15 protein-coding genes and 1 tRNA gene are annotated in these 15,675 nt (G+C 63.1%); 7 read left to right on the forward strand and 9 right to left on the reverse strand.

Features of this window, described 5'->3' with window-relative positions:
* The first annotated feature begins 17 nt into the window (after window positions 1-17).
* From ACS0VV_RS13710 to msrB, 3 genes are all read left to right on the forward strand, one after another.
* Window positions 18-995 (forward strand): ABC transporter ATP-binding protein, encoded by a 978-nt coding sequence (locus ACS0VV_RS13710; protein WP_483533250.1) that lies wholly within the window; start codon window positions 18-20, stop codon window positions 993-995.
* Window positions 992-2,248 carry an ABC transporter permease gene (locus ACS0VV_RS13715; protein WP_483533251.1) on the forward strand — a complete coding sequence of 419 codons (1,257 nt, stop codon included), beginning with the start codon at window positions 992-994 and terminating at the stop codon, window positions 2,246-2,248. Before ACS0VV_RS13710 ends, ACS0VV_RS13715 begins: the two co-directional genes overlap by 4 nt.
* A gap of 62 nt (window positions 2,249-2,310) precedes the next feature.
* On the forward strand, window positions 2,311-2,808 hold the full coding sequence (gene msrB, locus ACS0VV_RS13720) for a peptide-methionine (R)-S-oxide reductase MsrB (protein WP_483533252.1): 498 nt from the start codon (window positions 2,311-2,313) through the stop codon (window positions 2,806-2,808).
* Between the two features lie 6 nt (window positions 2,809-2,814).
* Here the strand turns inward: msrB and ACS0VV_RS13725 are convergent, their stop codons facing one another.
* The 4 genes from ACS0VV_RS13725 to ACS0VV_RS13740 form a co-directional block, all read right to left on the reverse strand.
* Window positions 2,815-3,444 carry a PilZ domain-containing protein gene (locus ACS0VV_RS13725; protein ID WP_483533253.1) on the reverse strand — a complete coding sequence of 210 codons (630 nt, stop codon included), beginning with the start codon at window positions 3,442-3,444 and terminating at the stop codon, window positions 2,815-2,817.
* 129 nt (window positions 3,445-3,573) lie between these two features.
* Window positions 3,574-3,660 (reverse strand) — tRNA-Leu (locus ACS0VV_RS13730).
* Between the two features lie 77 nt (window positions 3,661-3,737).
* Entirely contained in the window at window positions 3,738-4,016 is a 279-nt protein-coding gene (locus tag ACS0VV_RS13735) for an integration host factor subunit beta (protein ID WP_483533254.1), read from the reverse strand.
* 203 nt (window positions 4,017-4,219) lie between these two features.
* Window positions 4,220-4,558: a GntR family transcriptional regulator gene (locus tag ACS0VV_RS13740; RefSeq protein WP_483533255.1), complete on the reverse strand. Its 339-nt coding sequence runs from the start codon at window positions 4,556-4,558 to the stop codon at window positions 4,220-4,222.
* A gap of 194 nt (window positions 4,559-4,752) precedes the next feature.
* Between ACS0VV_RS13740 and ACS0VV_RS13745 the strand changes: the two genes are divergently transcribed.
* The 4 genes from ACS0VV_RS13745 to ACS0VV_RS13760 are packed head-to-tail and all read left to right on the forward strand — an operon-like array spanning window position 4,753 to window position 9,789.
* Window positions 4,753-6,405, forward strand: a complete 1,653-nt coding sequence (locus ACS0VV_RS13745) for a peptide MFS transporter (protein ID WP_483533256.1) — start codon at window positions 4,753-4,755, stop codon at window positions 6,403-6,405.
* 7 nt (window positions 6,406-6,412) lie between these two features.
* On the forward strand, window positions 6,413-7,819 hold the full coding sequence (locus ACS0VV_RS13750) for an amidohydrolase (RefSeq protein ID WP_483533257.1): 1,407 nt from the start codon (window positions 6,413-6,415) through the stop codon (window positions 7,817-7,819).
* Window positions 7,816-9,102, forward strand: coding sequence for an amidohydrolase family protein (locus ACS0VV_RS13755; protein ID WP_483533258.1), 1,287 nt, complete (start codon window positions 7,816-7,818; stop codon window positions 9,100-9,102). Before ACS0VV_RS13750 ends, ACS0VV_RS13755 begins: the two co-directional genes overlap by 4 nt.
* A 3-nt stretch (window positions 9,103-9,105) precedes the next feature.
* Window positions 9,106-9,789, forward strand: a complete 684-nt coding sequence (locus ACS0VV_RS13760; protein WP_483533259.1) for an NnrU family protein — start codon at window positions 9,106-9,108, stop codon at window positions 9,787-9,789.
* On the opposite strand, the gene ACS0VV_RS13765 is transcribed toward ACS0VV_RS13760, so the two are convergent.
* From ACS0VV_RS13765 to purH, 5 genes are all read right to left on the reverse strand, one after another.
* Window positions 9,777-10,571 carry an alpha/beta hydrolase gene (locus tag ACS0VV_RS13765; RefSeq protein WP_483533260.1) on the reverse strand — a complete coding sequence of 265 codons (795 nt, stop codon included), beginning with the start codon at window positions 10,569-10,571 and terminating at the stop codon, window positions 9,777-9,779. The genes ACS0VV_RS13760 and ACS0VV_RS13765 overlap by 13 nt on opposite strands.
* Before the next feature lie 37 nt (window positions 10,572-10,608).
* Window positions 10,609-12,546 (reverse strand): 1-deoxy-D-xylulose-5-phosphate synthase, encoded by a 1,938-nt coding sequence (dxs, locus tag ACS0VV_RS13770; protein ID WP_483533261.1) that lies wholly within the window; start codon window positions 12,544-12,546, stop codon window positions 10,609-10,611.
* Between the two features lie 74 nt (window positions 12,547-12,620).
* A complete protein-coding gene (locus ACS0VV_RS13775; protein WP_483533262.1) occupies window positions 12,621-13,085 on the reverse strand; it encodes a Fur family transcriptional regulator in 465 nt (154 codons plus the stop codon).
* Window positions 13,086-13,132: 47 nt separating this feature from the next.
* Window positions 13,133-13,804: a peptide-methionine (S)-S-oxide reductase MsrA gene (msrA, locus tag ACS0VV_RS13780; RefSeq protein WP_483533263.1), complete on the reverse strand. Its 672-nt coding sequence runs from the start codon at window positions 13,802-13,804 to the stop codon at window positions 13,133-13,135.
* Window positions 13,805-14,052: 248 nt separating this feature from the next.
* On the reverse strand, window positions 14,053-15,675 hold the full coding sequence (gene purH, locus ACS0VV_RS13785; protein ID WP_483533264.1) for a bifunctional phosphoribosylaminoimidazolecarboxamide formyltransferase/IMP cyclohydrolase: 1,623 nt from the start codon (window positions 15,673-15,675) through the stop codon (window positions 14,053-14,055).

Below are 15,675 nucleotides of genomic sequence, written 5' to 3' on the forward strand. Positions count from 1 at the left end.
GCGGGCGAAGCATGGATATGGCGACCTCTATTACACCCGAGCGCGAAATCACCGGCACAAGGCCTCTCGCCATCGAGGCGCGCGGGCTGGTGAAGCGCTTCGATACGACGCTGGCGGTGGACGGCGTGGACATCACCATCCCCGAAGGTGCGATTTACGGCATTCTCGGCCCCAATGGGGCGGGCAAGACCACGACATTGCGGATGCTGCTGGGGATTATCGACCCCGATGACGGATACCGCCGCGTGCTGGGTGCGGAAAACCCGCAGGATGTGGCGCGCTATATCGGCTATCTGCCCGAGGAACGCGGCCTTTATCCGGCGATGAAATGTTTTGAAGCGATTGCCTTTATGGGCGCGCTGCGCGGTGTGCCACTGGATACAGGGCGCAAGCGGGGCAAGGAACTGCTGGAACAGCACGGCCTCGGCCATGCGATCGACAAGCAGATCCGCCAGTTGTCAAAGGGCATGGCGCAGACAGTGCAATTGCTCGGCACGCTGGTGCACGAGCCCAAACTGGTCGTGTTTGACGAGCCCTTCAGCGGCCTCGATGCGATCAACCAAGGAAAATTGGAAGTGCTGATCCGTGGCCTTGCCGACAAGGGCACCACGGTGATCTTCTCCACCCACGTTATCGCCCATGCCGAGCGGCTGTGCGAAGGGATTGCGATTATCGCGGGCGGCAAGGTGCCTTTCACCGGCCGCGTCGACGAGGCGCGCGACCGGATTCCGGCGCAGGTGCGCTTGGAAACGCGCAATGCCGAAGGGCCGTGGCGCGCTGCGCTGCCCGCAGAGACCCGCCGCGTGGGCGATTTCTGGTATTTCCCGCTGCCCGAAAGCGGGGTGGAGCCTTTGCTCAAGGCACTGATCGAAGGCGATGCGGGCATCCAGTCGCTCAGCATCGAGCGCGCCGGACTGCACGATGCGTTTGTCGCCATCGCGGGTGAGGCGGCGGCAGCGGATATGGTCTCCACCGGCGCGGGAGAAGACGCATGAGCCAGCACGCCATCAGCGAAGGCGGCCGCCTGCCCATGTGGCGCGCCGCATGGGTTGTCGCCCGCCGCGATTTCTCGGCGATCCTGTTCAGCCGCAGCTTCATCTTCTTCCTGCTCGGCCCGCTTTTCCCCGTCATCGTCATGGCGCTGGCAGGCGGCGTTGGCGCGCAGGTGCAATCCGAAGCGGCGGTGGCCGATATCGGCATTGCGATGGAGGCAGAGGATGTCGACGCGATGCTCGCCGCGCGCGAGGAGCTGGCCATGCAGATGCCCGGCGTCGTGCCGCCCATGGTCGAGCTTGAGCGCTTGCGCCCCGGCGAATCCTATGATGCGCGCGCCGTGCTTGAAAGCGCCGAGGGCAGCCTGGCCGCTGTGGTAACCGGCACGCTCGATGCACCCGTGCTGACTGCGACCGAGGAGCGCGCATCGCGTTGGCAAGGCGTCGTCGGTCTGATCGCGGGCAATGCGCAGGCAGGCAGCGTTCCCGCGCCCGCATCGGTGCAAACCGCGATTGTCGGCACCAGCGGCGCGGCAGAGACTTCGGGCCGCTTGCGCACCGCGCAGGTGGGACAGGTTCTGCTGTTCCTCCTCATCATGCTCTTGGCGAGCATGGTGCTGTCCAACCTTGTCGAGGAAAAGGGCAACAAGATCATCGAAGTGCTCGCCGCCGCGATCCCGATGGACGCGCTGTTTATGGGCAAGCTGTTTGCGATGCTCGGCGTATCGGTGGTCGGCATTGCGGTGTGGGGCAGCACGGGCGCGGCGATCCTGATTGCGGGCGGGCAGTCGCTGTCCGATTACGCCAATCCTGGCGTCGGCTGGCCGATGTTCTTCCTGCTGTTCCCGCTCTATTTCGCCATGGGATATTTACTGTTGGGGAGCATCTTCCTCGCCGTTGGCTCGCTCGCCACAACGGTGCGCGAAGTGCAGACGCTGTCCATGCCCGCGACCATGTTCCAGATCCTCATGTTCTTTTTTGCGAGCCTTGCGGTAACCGACCGGGGCGGTTTGATCGAATATGGAGCCATGGCATTTCCCTTGAGCTCGCCTTTCGCCATGGTGGCGCGGGCGGCTGTGGAAGATTCGCTGTGGCCGCATCTGCTGGCTTTGGGCTGGCAGGCTTTGTGGGTGTTCATTTTCGTCAAGCTCGGCGCGAACCTGTTCCGCCGCCGCGTGATGAAATCGGGCCCGCGCCAGGCGAGGCGCAAGTTCAGCCTGTCTCCTGCCCGCGCCTGGGCCAAAGAGGCAGGCTGACAGCGATCACTTCTGCGGGCAATGTCAGGAACAGTTCAATTCTGACGCCGTAGAGGTGACGTATGAGCAAAACCGAGATCAACCGCCGCAAGCTGCTCGTCTGGCTGGGCGCAGGCGCATCGCTTCCCGTATTGGGCGCGTGCGGCAGCGAAGTGCGCGCGCAGGAACGATTCCGCGTGAACTACAGCGAGGATGAATGGCGCCGCCGCCTGACCGCCGAGGAATTCCGCATTCTGCGCCGCGCTGGCACGGAACGCGCCTTCAGCTCTCCCCTCGACCGCGAAAGCCGCCGTGGAACCTTTGTTTGCGCAGGGTGCAGCAACCGGCTCTATTCGAGCACGCACAAATTCGACAGCGGCACCGGCTGGCCCAGTTTCTGGCAGCCGATCGATAGCGGGGCAGTGGGATATTCGACCGATTACCACCTCGGCTATCCGCGCCGCGAAATCCATTGCGCCGATTGCGGCGGCCACCTTGGGCACCGCTTTGATGACGGCCCGCGCCCGACCGGGCACCGCCATTGCATCAACGGCGTGGCAATGGATTTCCGCCCGGCCTGAGCCGATTCACCCGCCATCCTGCAAATAGCAGGCAATGCGGGCGAGCTCGTCCAGCTGGAGCGTCTCCTCGAACACCAGCCCCATCATGCCCTCGCGCCGCCAGCGCACTTTGGCAAAGACATCGCGCATCCCGTCGACGAGCAGCTTGACTTGCTGGTCAATGGCGAGATGGCGGGTGCAGGCGATTTTTGCGCCTTGCTGGCTGATATCGCGCAGTTCGGCGTAGTCGGGCTTCCCCATGATCTCGATCTGTGCCGGGGCTGACAGATTGAGGCGTACAGGGCGCTTGGCAAAGTCGCTGGGGCATTCGATGATCCGGGCGATGCTGGCGGGGTCGCAGAAGCGGAAGCCTGCGCGCTTCGCATCCTGCCACACCAGCTCGAGGCGATGGCGGTCGCCATTCTGCATTTCGATCATGGTATCATGGTGGATGGGTAAAGGGTGGAAGATCCTCACCGACACACCGGTTTCAGAGGCATCGCGCATGATGCACAGATATTCGGCTGCGCCTATTACCAGCTTCGCCGAACGGATGAGCAGCGTATAGCGCCGCGCACCGCGGCACTCATTGCCCTCCGGCAAAGCCCCGTCACCGCGCGCGGGCGAAGACATTCTGACTGGGAGCACGTCGCTCATCTTCATCCCCGGACATTGCGTAGAGAGGAAGATGTAGCCGGATCATCCTTTGCAACGGGCAAGCGCCGACTTGCGGGGAAACCGAAAGCGGGCCTTAGGATAGCGGAAACCAAACCGAGGAAAAGAGGCTGGTACGGGCGGCGGGACTCGAACCCGCACGTCTCAAAAGGACAGGGGATTTTAAGTCCCCGGCGTCTACCATTCCGCCACGCCCGCGCACCAAACGCCGCCTAGCCGCTAAAGCGGGCAGGTGCCAAGTGCGCAGTGCAGGAGTTGTAGGGTGAAGCGCGAGCCTAGCGGTTCAGCCGCTCGCGCATTTCCTTGCCGGGCTTGAAATAGGGCACGCGCTTGGCGGGCACTTCTACCGAGTCGCCGGTGCGCGGATTGCGACCGGTGCGCGATTCGCGCTGGCGGGTGGAGAAGGTGCCGAAACCGCGCAATTCCACGCGGCCACCTTCGGCCAGCCTGGCGGCTATTTCATCAAAGAAAATGTCGACAACCTGCTCAACCTCTTCGGCGCGCAGTTCTGGATTGTCTGCAGCGAGTGCCTGGAGAAGTTCGGACCTGATCATATCGCTCCCCGATCGGGCTATTGGGTGCGACCCCTATTTGCCGCCGAAAGTATTTCACTATCGATCATCTTTGGCGCGCCGTGCGTCCCCCAGCAGCGCGCTGTTCTGTTCATCTGGCAGAAAAGGTTCCGATACGCAATGGATCGGGGCGAATCTTCCGCATTTTGCGCAAGATTTGTAAAGTCGTGCGTGCTTTGGCCGGGTCAGGCCTTGGCGGCGAGATCGGAAATGTCGAGTCCCAGCCGCTCGATCCGCTCGCGGATAGACGGCCATTCCTCGCGCAGGAATTCCTCCCGCTCGCTCGCCCGCAACCGGTCAGCCGCGCCGTCCTTCACGAACATTCCGACCCCGCGCTGCACGCGGATCAGCCCGTCAGCCTGGAATTGCTGATAGGCCTTGGCAACGGTGAGCGGATTGGCTCCCTGGTCGGCAGCAAAGGCGCGCACCGAAGGGAGCATATCGCCCGGCTTGTAATGCCCATCGATAATGGCGGCGGCGATCTGCTCTCGCAGGCGAAGATAGACGGGGCGGGTATCGGCCATAACTGGTGCATCAGTGCCATAATACAGCGGGGCAGGTCAAGCGGCGCGGTGCCGATAGAGGCCAAAGCCCAAGGTTTCAGCCGCAACGAAATGCGCTTCACAATGATGAAACAATCGTTACTGTGCTGCGCTTTCGGGGTTGATCCGCGCCGTTCACAGAAGCAGCGGACACATGGACAAGGGTTGAGACTTTTATGGTCGATGGGGTTTTCTTCACATTCGATTCCGCATTCGAGATGTGGACCTTCCGCGTGGCGGTAATCGCATTGCTGGCATTTCTGATCGGCGGGCTCGTGCTGATCACCCGCCCGCAGGCAGAGGTGATCGGGCACCCCAAAGGTCTGTTCCTGCTGTTCATGGCCGAGATGTGGGAGCGTTTTTCCTATTACGGGATGCGCGCGCTGCTGATCTTCTACCTGATCCAGCACTGGATGTTTGCCGAAGACAAGGCCTATGTAATTTATGGCGCTTACACCGCGCTGGTTTACATTGCGCCGGTTGTCGGCGGCTATCTGGCGGACCGCTATCTGGGCCAGCGCAAGGCGGTGCTGTTTGGCGCGGTCCTGCTGACTTTCGGCCACTTTTTCATGGCGTTCGAAGGCGATGCATCGCTGGGCCAGGCGAACCCCATGATCAACGTGTTCTGGCTCGCGCTGGCGCTGATTATTGTGGGTTCGGGCTTCCTGAAGGCGAACATCTCGGTTCTTGTGGGGCAGCTTTATTCGCGCACCGATATCCGCCGCGATCCCGCCTACACGATCTTCTACATGGGCATCAATGTCGGCGCGGCGACTGCGTCGATCATCTGCGGCTATCTCGGCCAGACGGTGGGCTGGGAATACGGCTTCGGTTTGGCCGGTTTCGGAATGCTGGTCGGCCTGATCTTCTTTATTGTCGGCAAGCCACTGCTGCTGGGCAAGGGTGAGCCGAAGGACCCGGCCAAGATCGCCGGTGGCAAGGAATGGGGCATTTACGGTGCCGGACTTGCGATGGTGGCGCTCTGCTGGCTCGCCATCCAGTACCAGGAGCTGGTGGGCGGCGTGCTCGGCATCTTCGGCGGTGGCCTCGTTGCCTATGTGCTGTTCACGGCAGTCACCAAGCTCCTACCAGAGGAGCGAAATCGCATCTTTGCCGCGATGTTCCTGATACTTGTCTCAATCGTCTTCTGGGCGCTTTTCGAGCAGGCGGGATCGTCGCTCAACGTGTTTACCGATCGACACGTAGACACGCAGGGCGTCAACGCTTCGATGTTCCAGTCGATCAACGCGATCTACATAGTGCTGCTTGCCCCCCTGTTTGCAATGTTGTGGCAGGGCTTGGCGAGCAAGGGCGCAGAGCCAAGCACGCCGATGAAGTTCGGCCTCGCCGTGGTGCAGGTTGGTCTTGGCTTCCTCGTGCTGGTCTGGGGTGCGCAGAGCGTGGGCGTGAATGTGCCGACGCCGGTGATTTTCATCTTCCTCATCTACCTGCTGCACACCACGGGTGAGCTGTGCCTGAGCCCTGTCGGCCTGTCGGCGATGAACCGCCTGTCGCCGGGACATATGGCCTCGCTGATCATGGGCACCTGGTTCTTCGCTTCGGCCACCGGCAACTTCGCCGCAGGCCTTATCGCGTCGGCCACCGGCGGCGAGGGTGTGGGCGAGGAAGCGGGTAAGCAGCTGGTGCTGGACGTCTACACCACGGTCGGTTGGTATGCCGTGGGCATCGGTGTGGCGGTGATGGTCGTCAGCCCGCTGATCAAGAAGCTGATGCATCTCGATACGCTGAAGGACGATGAACTGGCAGGCCAGGCCGAAGGCCCGGGCGAGCCGCAGGGCGCGGGTGTGCATCCGGCTACTAAGGGGTAACGTACGTATGGGCCGTCTTTTCACGAAAGGCGGCCCTGCCGCCGCATTTGTCAGCCTGAGCGCGCTCGCGCTGGCGGGGTGCACCACCACTGCGAACAGCGGGTCTTCGGAAACGGCTGCTTCGGCTGCAGATAGCTGGGAAGCGCCTGCTGACCCTTACCCCTCCACCTATCAACGCTATCCCGGCGTGCCGACCGCTGTGGTCGGCGCGACCATTTATGATGGTGCGGGCGGGATGATCGAGAACGGCGTGGTGCTGTTTGCCGAGGGCGAAGTGGTGGCCATCGGCGATGCCAGCCTCGCCATCCCCGAAGGCTACACACGGATCGATGGCACCGGCCGCTACGTCACCCCCGGCATTATCGACATTCACTCGCATCTGGGCGATTACCCCACCCCGTCGGTGCAAGCGCATAGCGACGGCAACGAAGCGACCAGCCCGACCACGCCCGAAGTCTGGGCCGAACATTCGGTCTGGCCGCAGGATCCCGGCTTCAGCCGTGCATTGGCCAATGGCGGGGTCACCAGCCTGATGATCCTGCCCGGCTCGGCCAACCTGATGGGCGGGCGCACGGTGACGCTGAAGAATGTCTACAGCCGCACCGTGCAGGGAATGAAATTCCCCGGTGCGCCCTATTCGATGAAAATGGCCTGCGGGGAGAACCCCAAGCGCGTTTATGGCGGGCGGGGCCGGATGCCGTCGACCCGCATGGGCAATATGGCGGTCAACCGCGACACCTGGCTCGATGCGCAAGCGTGGATGGAGCGCGACGATCCGCCGCGCGATCTCGCCATGGAAACGCTCGCTGGCGTGCTGGCGGGCGATATCACGATCCAGAACCACTGCTACCGCGCCGACGAAATGGCGCAGGTGCTCGATATGGCGGAAGAGTTCGGCTACCGCGTTGCCGCTTTCCACCATGCGGTCGAAAGCTACAAGATTGCCGATCTGCTGCGCGAACACGATGTGTGCAGCGCGGTGTGGGCCGACTGGTACGGCTTCAAGATGGAAGCCTATGATGCCATCCCCGAAAACGCGGCGATGATTCACAATGCCGGTGCCTGCGTGGTGATACACTCGGATGACGAGAACGGCATCCAGCGGCTCAACCAGGAAGCGGCCAAGGCGCAGGCCGATGGACGCCGGATGGGGATCATCATTCCCGATGCCGAAGTCATCAGCTGGATCACATTGAACGCCGCACGCGCGATGGGCATCGATTCGATGACCGGCAGCCTCGAACCGGGAAAAATGGCCGATATCGTGCTGTGGAACGGCGACCCCTTGAGCATCTATTCGCGGCCCGAGCGGGTGTGGATCGACGGCGCACTGATGTTCGATATGCACAATCCGGCGCTGCGCCCGGTGAGCGATTTCGAGCTGGGCCAGCCGGGTGAAGGAGACGTGAAATGAAGCGCCTCCTGACGCTGTCTGTCGCCGCGCTTGCGCTGGGAGCGACCCCGCTCGCCGCACAGGATATCGCGATTACCGGAGCGACGCTGGCCAGCGGAGACGAGTCCGCGCCGGTGGAGAACGCCACCGTTGTGGTGCGCGGCGGACGCGTGGTTGCGGCGGGAACCGGCGTGACTGTGCCCGGCGGTGTTCCCGTCGTGGATGGCGAGGGAATGTGGGTAACCCCCGGCCTGTTCGCTTCGATCACCAATCTCGGCCTCGTCGATGTCGGCGCGGTGTCGGAAAGCAATGATGTCGATGCCGATGATTCGCCTTTTCACGCCGCGCTGGACGTCTCGCCCGCGGTGAACCCGCAATCGCAGGAAGTGGGCTACAGCCGCGCAGGCGGTGTCACGCGCGCTACTGTGTCGCCGGGCGCAGGCTCGGCCATTTTCGCAGGCCAGGGCGCAGTAATTGATCTGGGCGCGGATTTTGACGCCGTGCGCCAGCGCCGCGCCTTCCAGGTGGTGGAAATGGGCGAACGCGGGGCGGCGCTTGCCGGTGGCAGCCGGACAGCGGTACACGCGATGGTCCGCACCGCGCTGATGGAGGCAGAAGCCTACAGCACGGATGGCTGGGATGACAGCGGGATGCTCACCCGCCTCGATGCAGCGGCGCTCGCCGAGGTCGTTGCGGGGCGGCAGAAGCTCTATGTCACCGTCCACCGCGCGGCGGACATTCTTTCGGTGCTCGCCTTGCGCGAGGAATTTCCGCGGCTCGATCTGGTGCTCGTCGGCGTCACCGAAGGCTGGATGGTGGCAGACCGGATCGCCGCATCGGGTGTGCCGGTGATTGCCGCGGCTCTGGTCGACCTGCCCTCCAGTTTCGAACGGCTGGGCGCGACGCAAAGCAATGTCGGGCGGATGGTGGATGCCGGTGTCACCGTGGCCATCGGCGGATACGAGCAAGGCGGCGATTACCCGCAGGGGCTGCCGCAACAGGCGGGCAATCTGGTCGCGCTGGAGCGGGTGCCGGGCGCAACGGGCCTCAGCTGGGGCGAGGCCTTTGCCGCGATCACTTCGATTCCGGCGCGGGTTGCGGGGTACGAGAACTCGAACCTGCTGGTGCCCGGCGCGATTGGCGATGTGGTGCTGTGGGATGGCGATCCGCTCGAACTCAGCTCAGCGCCCATTCGGGTGTGGATCGACGGGGTGGAACAGCCGCTGGAAAACCACCAGACGCGCCTGCGCGACCGCTATCGCACGCTCGAACGCGGCGACCTGCCCCCCGCTTACCGGCGCTAGGCGATGGATGCGGCCCTGATCTCGCTGATCGCCGCAAGCGGTTCGTTTGTCGGCTCGCATTTCGTGATGTCGCACCCGCTGCGCGCGCCATTGGTAAAGGCGCTCGGCGCGACCGGTTTCATGATCGCCTACTCGGTGGTGGCTTTCATCACGCTCGGCTGGATGGCGCACGCTTTCGGGCAGGTGCAGGGCAGCGACTTGGGCGGAAGCGGCACGGTCGGCTGGATCATCGCGACGCTGCTGACGCTGCCAGCCATGCTGCTGCTGCTCGGCTCCTTCATCCGCAATCCGGCGCTGCCCGCTCCGGGCGCTGCAGAGGCGGCGCGGCGCGAACCTGCGGGCGCTTTCCGCATCACCCGCCACCCGATGATGTGGGGCATCGCGCTGTGGGCGATATCGCATATCGTGATCTGGTGGAGCTGGCGCACCAATGTCGTTGCGCTGGCGATCCTTGTTCTCGCGCTTGTCGGCTCCAAGCTTCAGGACAGCAAGAAGCGCGAGCAAATGGGGGAGGCCTGGGCCGCGTGGGAAGCAAAGACGAGCTTCTGGCCGCGCTGGTCCGCGATGCCCTCAGCGGGCGCGTTGCTGTGGCTGGCGGCAATCCTCGGCTGGCTAGCGGCGACCTATGCGCATATCCACTTAGGTGATGTGCCTGCGGGGATTTGGCGGTGGGTTCAGTTGGGCTGAGACTGTCCCTCCAAGAACGCCATCGCCCTCACCTGAACATCGTCATTGTTAACCAGATCATGCCCCCAGCCGGGGTAAATCTCGATTACCGTATCGTCGCGCACCGTCGCCAGCGCTTGCGCCTGCTCCAGCGCGATGAGCGAATCGTCCTCGCCGTGCAGGATCAGGATCGGCTCACCGATGTCGGGGAGCTTCTCATCGTTGCGATAACGATCGCGGATCAGCATTCGCACGGGCAGCCATGTCAATTGCCGCACGGCGGTTTCTTCCATGCTGTCGAACGGAGAAATCAGGATCAGCGCCCGCGCGCGCACTTCGGTCGCCAATTGCACCGCCACGCCCGAACCGAGCGAATTGCCGACCAGCACGATATTGCTTTCCGCCACTCCTTGCTGTTCGCGCAGGAATTGCCATGCGCCGCGCGCGTCCTGATACAGGCCAGGCTCCGAAGGCGTGCCCGGATTGTCCGAATAGCCGCGATATTCGGCCGCCAGTATGCCGTACCCGGCAGCCGCAAAGCGGTCAGTGACAAGGGCGGTCGATTGCCAGCTTGCGCCGTTGCCGTGGAAAAACAGCAGGGTCGGCATTCCCTCCGCAGCGGGACGATAGCCTGCAGCGAGATCGAGCCGATCGGGCGTGCGATAGGTCACCCGCTCGAACCCTGCCGGAACATCGCTGCGCGCGGCAGGCGGCGCATAGATCATGCGGTGCTGGTTGAGATAGACGAGCGCAACAAGCCCGCCATAGATCACCGCCAGAACAACGACGACCCACCCAAACATCCGCAGCCCCCTTTGCACGCGAAAGCTGGCCGCCCGGTCAGGCCCGCGCCTCTTCCACGCCTGTAGAATTGTGCCGCAGCGCGCTCAGCACGGTTTCGACGATGTGCGGCGCGTTGAGGCGTGCCTGATCGTATTGTTTCGCAGGATCGTCGTGATCGATGAACACATCGGGCAGGCGCATCGTGCGGATTTTCAGCCCGCCATCGGTCAGCCCTTCGTCGCTCGCCATGGTGAGGACGTGCGCGCCGAGGCCGCCGATGGCCGCCTCTTCCACCGTCACCAGCACTTCATGCGTGGCGGCGAGCTTGCGGATCAGTTCCTCGTCCAACGGCTTGGCAAAGCGCATATCGGCGATGGTGGTGGTGAGCCCCTTGGCTTCCAGTTCGACCGCCGCCTTCTTCGCCTCTTCCAGCCGCGAACCGAGCGAGAGAATAGCGACCTTGCCGCCCTTGTCCGCATCGCCCTTCACCACGCGGCCCTTGCCGATTTCGAGCTTTTGGAGCGTTGCGGGAATTTCCACACCCACGCCATTGCCGCGCGGATAGCGGAAGGCGATGGGGCCCTCGTCATATTCGGCGGCGGTGTAGGTCATATGCGCCAGCTCGGCCTCGTCCGCTGCGGCCATCACAACGAAATTCGGCAGGCTGGCGAGGTAGGTCACATCGAAGCTGCCCGCATGGGTCGCGCCATCGGCACCGACCAGACCGGCACGGTCGATGGCAAAGCGCACGGGCAGATTCTGGATCGCCACGTCGTGCACGACCTGATCGTAAGCGCGCTGCAGGAAGGTCGAGTAAATCGCTGCGAAGGGCCGCATGCCCTGCGCTGCCAGGCCTGCGGCAAAGGTGACACCGTGCTGCTCGGCAATGCCGACATCGAATGTGCGATCCGGGTGCGCCTTGGCGAACCGGTCGACGCCAGTGCCGCTCGGCATGGCGGCGGTGATGGCGCAGATGCGTGTGTCGGTTTCCGCCAGCTTGGCAAGCGTGTCGCCGAATACGTTCTGGTAAGCTGGCGGGCCTGCCTTGGACTTGGCCTTCTCGCCCGTCACCACGTCGAATTTGGGCACGCCGTGATATTTGTCGGCGCTGTTTTCCGCCGGATCATAGCCCTTGCCCTTGGTCGTCACGACATGGACGAGGATCGGGCCCTGCTCGCTATCGCGGACATTTTCCAGCACCGGCACCAGATGATCGAGATTGTGCCCGTCAATCGGGCCGACATAGTAGAAGCCCAGTTCTTCGAACAGCGTCCCGCCGGTTACCATGCCGCGGGTGTATTCTTCTGCCTTGCCGAGCGAATTGTGCACACGGCGGCTGATCTTGCCCGCAACGCGCGACGCAAGATTGCGCAGGCCAAGGTATTCGCTGGAAGAGACCATGCGCGCGAGATAGGCCGACAACCCGCCCACCGGCGGCGCGATCGACATATCATTGTCGTTGAGGATGACGATCAGCCGGTTGCCCGCCTGTTCGGCATTGTTCATCGCTTCATAGGCCATGCCAGCGCTCATCGCGCCGTCGCCGATCACCGCGATCGCTTTGCCGGGCTTGTTGTTGAGCTTGTTCGCAACCGCGAAGCCGAGGCCCGCCGAGATCGAGGTCGAGGAGTGCGCTGCGCCGAACGGGTCATATTCGCTCTCGCTGCGCTTGGTGAAGCCGGAAAGGCCGCCGCCCTGGCGCAGCGTGCGGATACGGTCCCGCCGCCCGGTTATGATCTTGTGTGGATAGGCCTGGTGGCCGACATCCCAAATCAGCCGGTCTTCGGGCGTATTGAAAATGTAGTGGATGGCGACGGTCAGTTCGACCACACCCAGCCCGCTGCCCAGATGCCCGCCAGTCGAGCCGACCGCGTCGATCATTTCGGCGCGAAGTTCATCGGAAAGTTGCCGCAGCTGTTCAGGCTTGAGCTTGCGGAGATCGTGCGGATTATCGACTGTGTCGAGGAGCGGCGTATGGGGACGTTGTGCAGTCATCGCACAGCTTTAGCCCGATTTTTCTGGCGCGTCCATGAACGGTTTATCGATAGTCTGGAACGGTTCGTCGCTGGCTAGGCCGAGCAATCGCTGCACAATCCGCGCAGTTCCACGACCGGGCGGACATTGGAATAGCCATGATCCGCACCCGCCTTGCGCAGCGCGCTGGTGAGCGAATCATCGTCGAAATGCTCGGCCTGGCCGCAATCGTCGCAGATCAGGAAGATGCAGTCGTGGCGGCACCCGGGATGCGTGTTGGCGAGATAGGCGTTCGCGCTTTCGATCCGGTTCGCCAGATTCGTCCGCACGAACAGGTCGAGAATGCGATAGACGCTGTTCGCCGCCACGCGCTTGCCGCGCGCCTTGCCGACATCCTCGGCGATATCATAGGCGCTGGCCGGGCGCTCCTGTTCGGCGAGCACGCGGAAGACGTCCTCGCGCATCGCCGTCCACTGCTCGCCAGCATCCTTGAGGACGCGCGCTGCCTCGTCGATCAGATTATCGCCCGAATGCTCGTGATGTTTGTGCTGCGTTGCCATACGCCATTACATAGGAGCGATAGCGCGCGGCGGCAATCGCGGCGGGCTTAGCCGGTGCGGAAGCGCGCGCGATAGAGCGAGGGGAACATTTCCCGCAGGGCACGCACTTTGGGTGCATCCCAGCGGACAATGTAGGAATTGTCGGGGTTCCGGTGCATGAAGTCCTGATGGTAGCTTTCCGCCGGATAGAAGCGCTGGTGGCTCTCGATCCGCACCGCGATGGGATCATCCCACACGCCCGATTCGCCCATTTGCCGGATATAGGCACGGGCCACCGCGCGCTGTTCGCTGTTCAGCGGTACGAGAGCGGTCCGGTAATGCGTTCCGCGATCCGGCCCTTGCCGGTTGACGAGCGTGGGATCGGCGCCGACCGAGAACAGGATTTCGAGCAGCTGGTCATACCGCACCACGCTCGGATCATATGTCACTTGGACCGATTCCGCATGACGGGTGAAACCGCCCGAAACCCGCTCATAGGTCGCGTTGGCTGCCGTATCGCCGTGATAGCCTGCGATCGCACTGCTGACTCCGCGCGTGTGGCTGAAAATGGCTTCAATCCCCCAGAAGCAGCCGCCTGCGAAAATTGCGGTCTGCAAGCCACTCTCGCGCGCTTGGCGTTCGGGCGTCGGCGCGTCGAACACATCGGCGGACGCCGTGGCGGGAATGGCGAGCGCGCTGGCGCCCAGCGCGATGGCGGCAAAAACACTCTTCAGGGTCAAGGCATCCTCCGGGTTACGGAAGCATATTCGCCAACATGATCGTGGCGGTTACTCCGAAGCCGAGAGAAAAAGAGCGGAACAGGTCAGAGGTAAAGACGTGCATTGGGACGTATCCGGTCGAATCAGGTGTTCATGGTGGTGACCGGATTAACGCGCGAGGCTTGGCATCAGCCTGAACCCGCGAGCACGCTGCCGTTCATCTTTGTCGCTAATGCGCCGTGGTTAATTTGGCGCAAACGGCGCGGACCCTAATGTCTGAAATGACGCATTCCGGTGAACACCATCGCGATGCCCGCCTCGTCCGCCGCAGCGATCACTTCTTCGTCGCGCATCGAACCGCCGGGCTGGATGACCATGCTTGCGCCCGCGCCAACCGCACTCAGCAAGCCGTCGGCGAAGGGGAAGAAGGCATCAGAGGCGACCGCGCTGCCCACCGTCATCGGCTCGTCCCAGCCCGCCAGTTCGGCAGCTTCCTCGGCCCGCTGTGCGGCGATGCGCGAGGAATCGCGGCGGTTCATCTGCCCCGCACCGATGCCTGCGGTCACCCCGTCCTTGACATAGACGATGGCGTTCGACTTGACGTGCTTGGCGACCTTCCACGCGAACAGCGCATCGGCGATTTCCTGATCGGTTGGCGCGCGTTTGGTCACGACCTTGAGATCACTGGCGGTAATCGTGCCATTGTCGCGCGATTGCAGCAGCATTCCGCCCGCAATCGTCTTCATCTGGAAGCCGTTTCGCGCCGGATCGGGTAATTCATCGACCAGCAGGAGGCGCAGGTTCTTCTTCGCCGCAAAGGCTTCGCGCGCAGCCTCGTTGGCTCCGGGCGCGATAACCACTTCGGTGAAAATCTGACAGATCGCTTCTGCCGTTGGGCCATCCAAGGGCACGTTGCTGGCGACGATGCCGCCAAAGGCCGAAACAGGGTCACAAGCGAGCGCCTTTTGCCATGCCTCAAGCAAACTTGAGCTTTGCGCAACGCCGCACGGATTGGCGTGCTTGACGATGACGATGGCAGGGTCACCGCCAGCAAATTCCGCCACCAGCTCCAGCGCCGCATCAGCATCGTTATAATTGTTGTAAGACAAGGCCTTACCCTGCACCTGCTCGGCCTGCGGAACGCCCGGCGCGTTCACCGCTTGCGGCGCGTAAACAGCTGCCGCCTGATGCGGGTTTTCGCCATAGCGGCTTTCCGCCAGCTTGCTGAAGGCGAGCGGCAGCTTGTCAGGAAACAAAGTCGCCTTAAGCGCCTCGGCCCCAAGCGGATTTGTATAGGAATCGCCAAAGGCAAACCAGTTGGCAATCGCCGCATCGTAACTCGCCGTTTTGGCGAAAGCCTTCGCTGCCATGCGCGTACGGAAGGCGAGCGTTGTTGCCCCGTCATGCTCCGCCAGCTCTTCCATCAGCTCGGTATAATCGGCGGGGTCGGTGACGATGGTCACAAACTGGTGGTTCTTGCTGGCAGAGCGCACCATGGCCGGCCCGCCGATGTCGATATTCTCGACCACTTCCTCGCGGCTCGCTCCGCGCGCGACAGTCTCTTCGAACGGATAGAGATTGACGATCAGCAGATCGATCCCGGCGATCTCGTGGGCATCCATCGATGCGACATGGTCCGCGTCATCGCGCACCGCCAGCAAGCCGCCATGCACGCGCGGGTGCAACGTCTTGACGCGGCCATCCATCATTTCGGGAAAGCCGGTTATGTCCGAGACATCGAGCACGTCGAGCCCGCCTTCGCGCAGCGCACGCGCGGTGCCGCCTGTAGACACCAGCTCCACCCCTGCCTTCGCCAGCCGCCCGGCCAGCTCGACAACGCCGGTCTTGTCGGACACCGAGAGCAGCGCCCGCTTGATTGTTACATCGGTCAT

This window comes from Aurantiacibacter sp. KMU-128 (assembly GCF_056933515.1).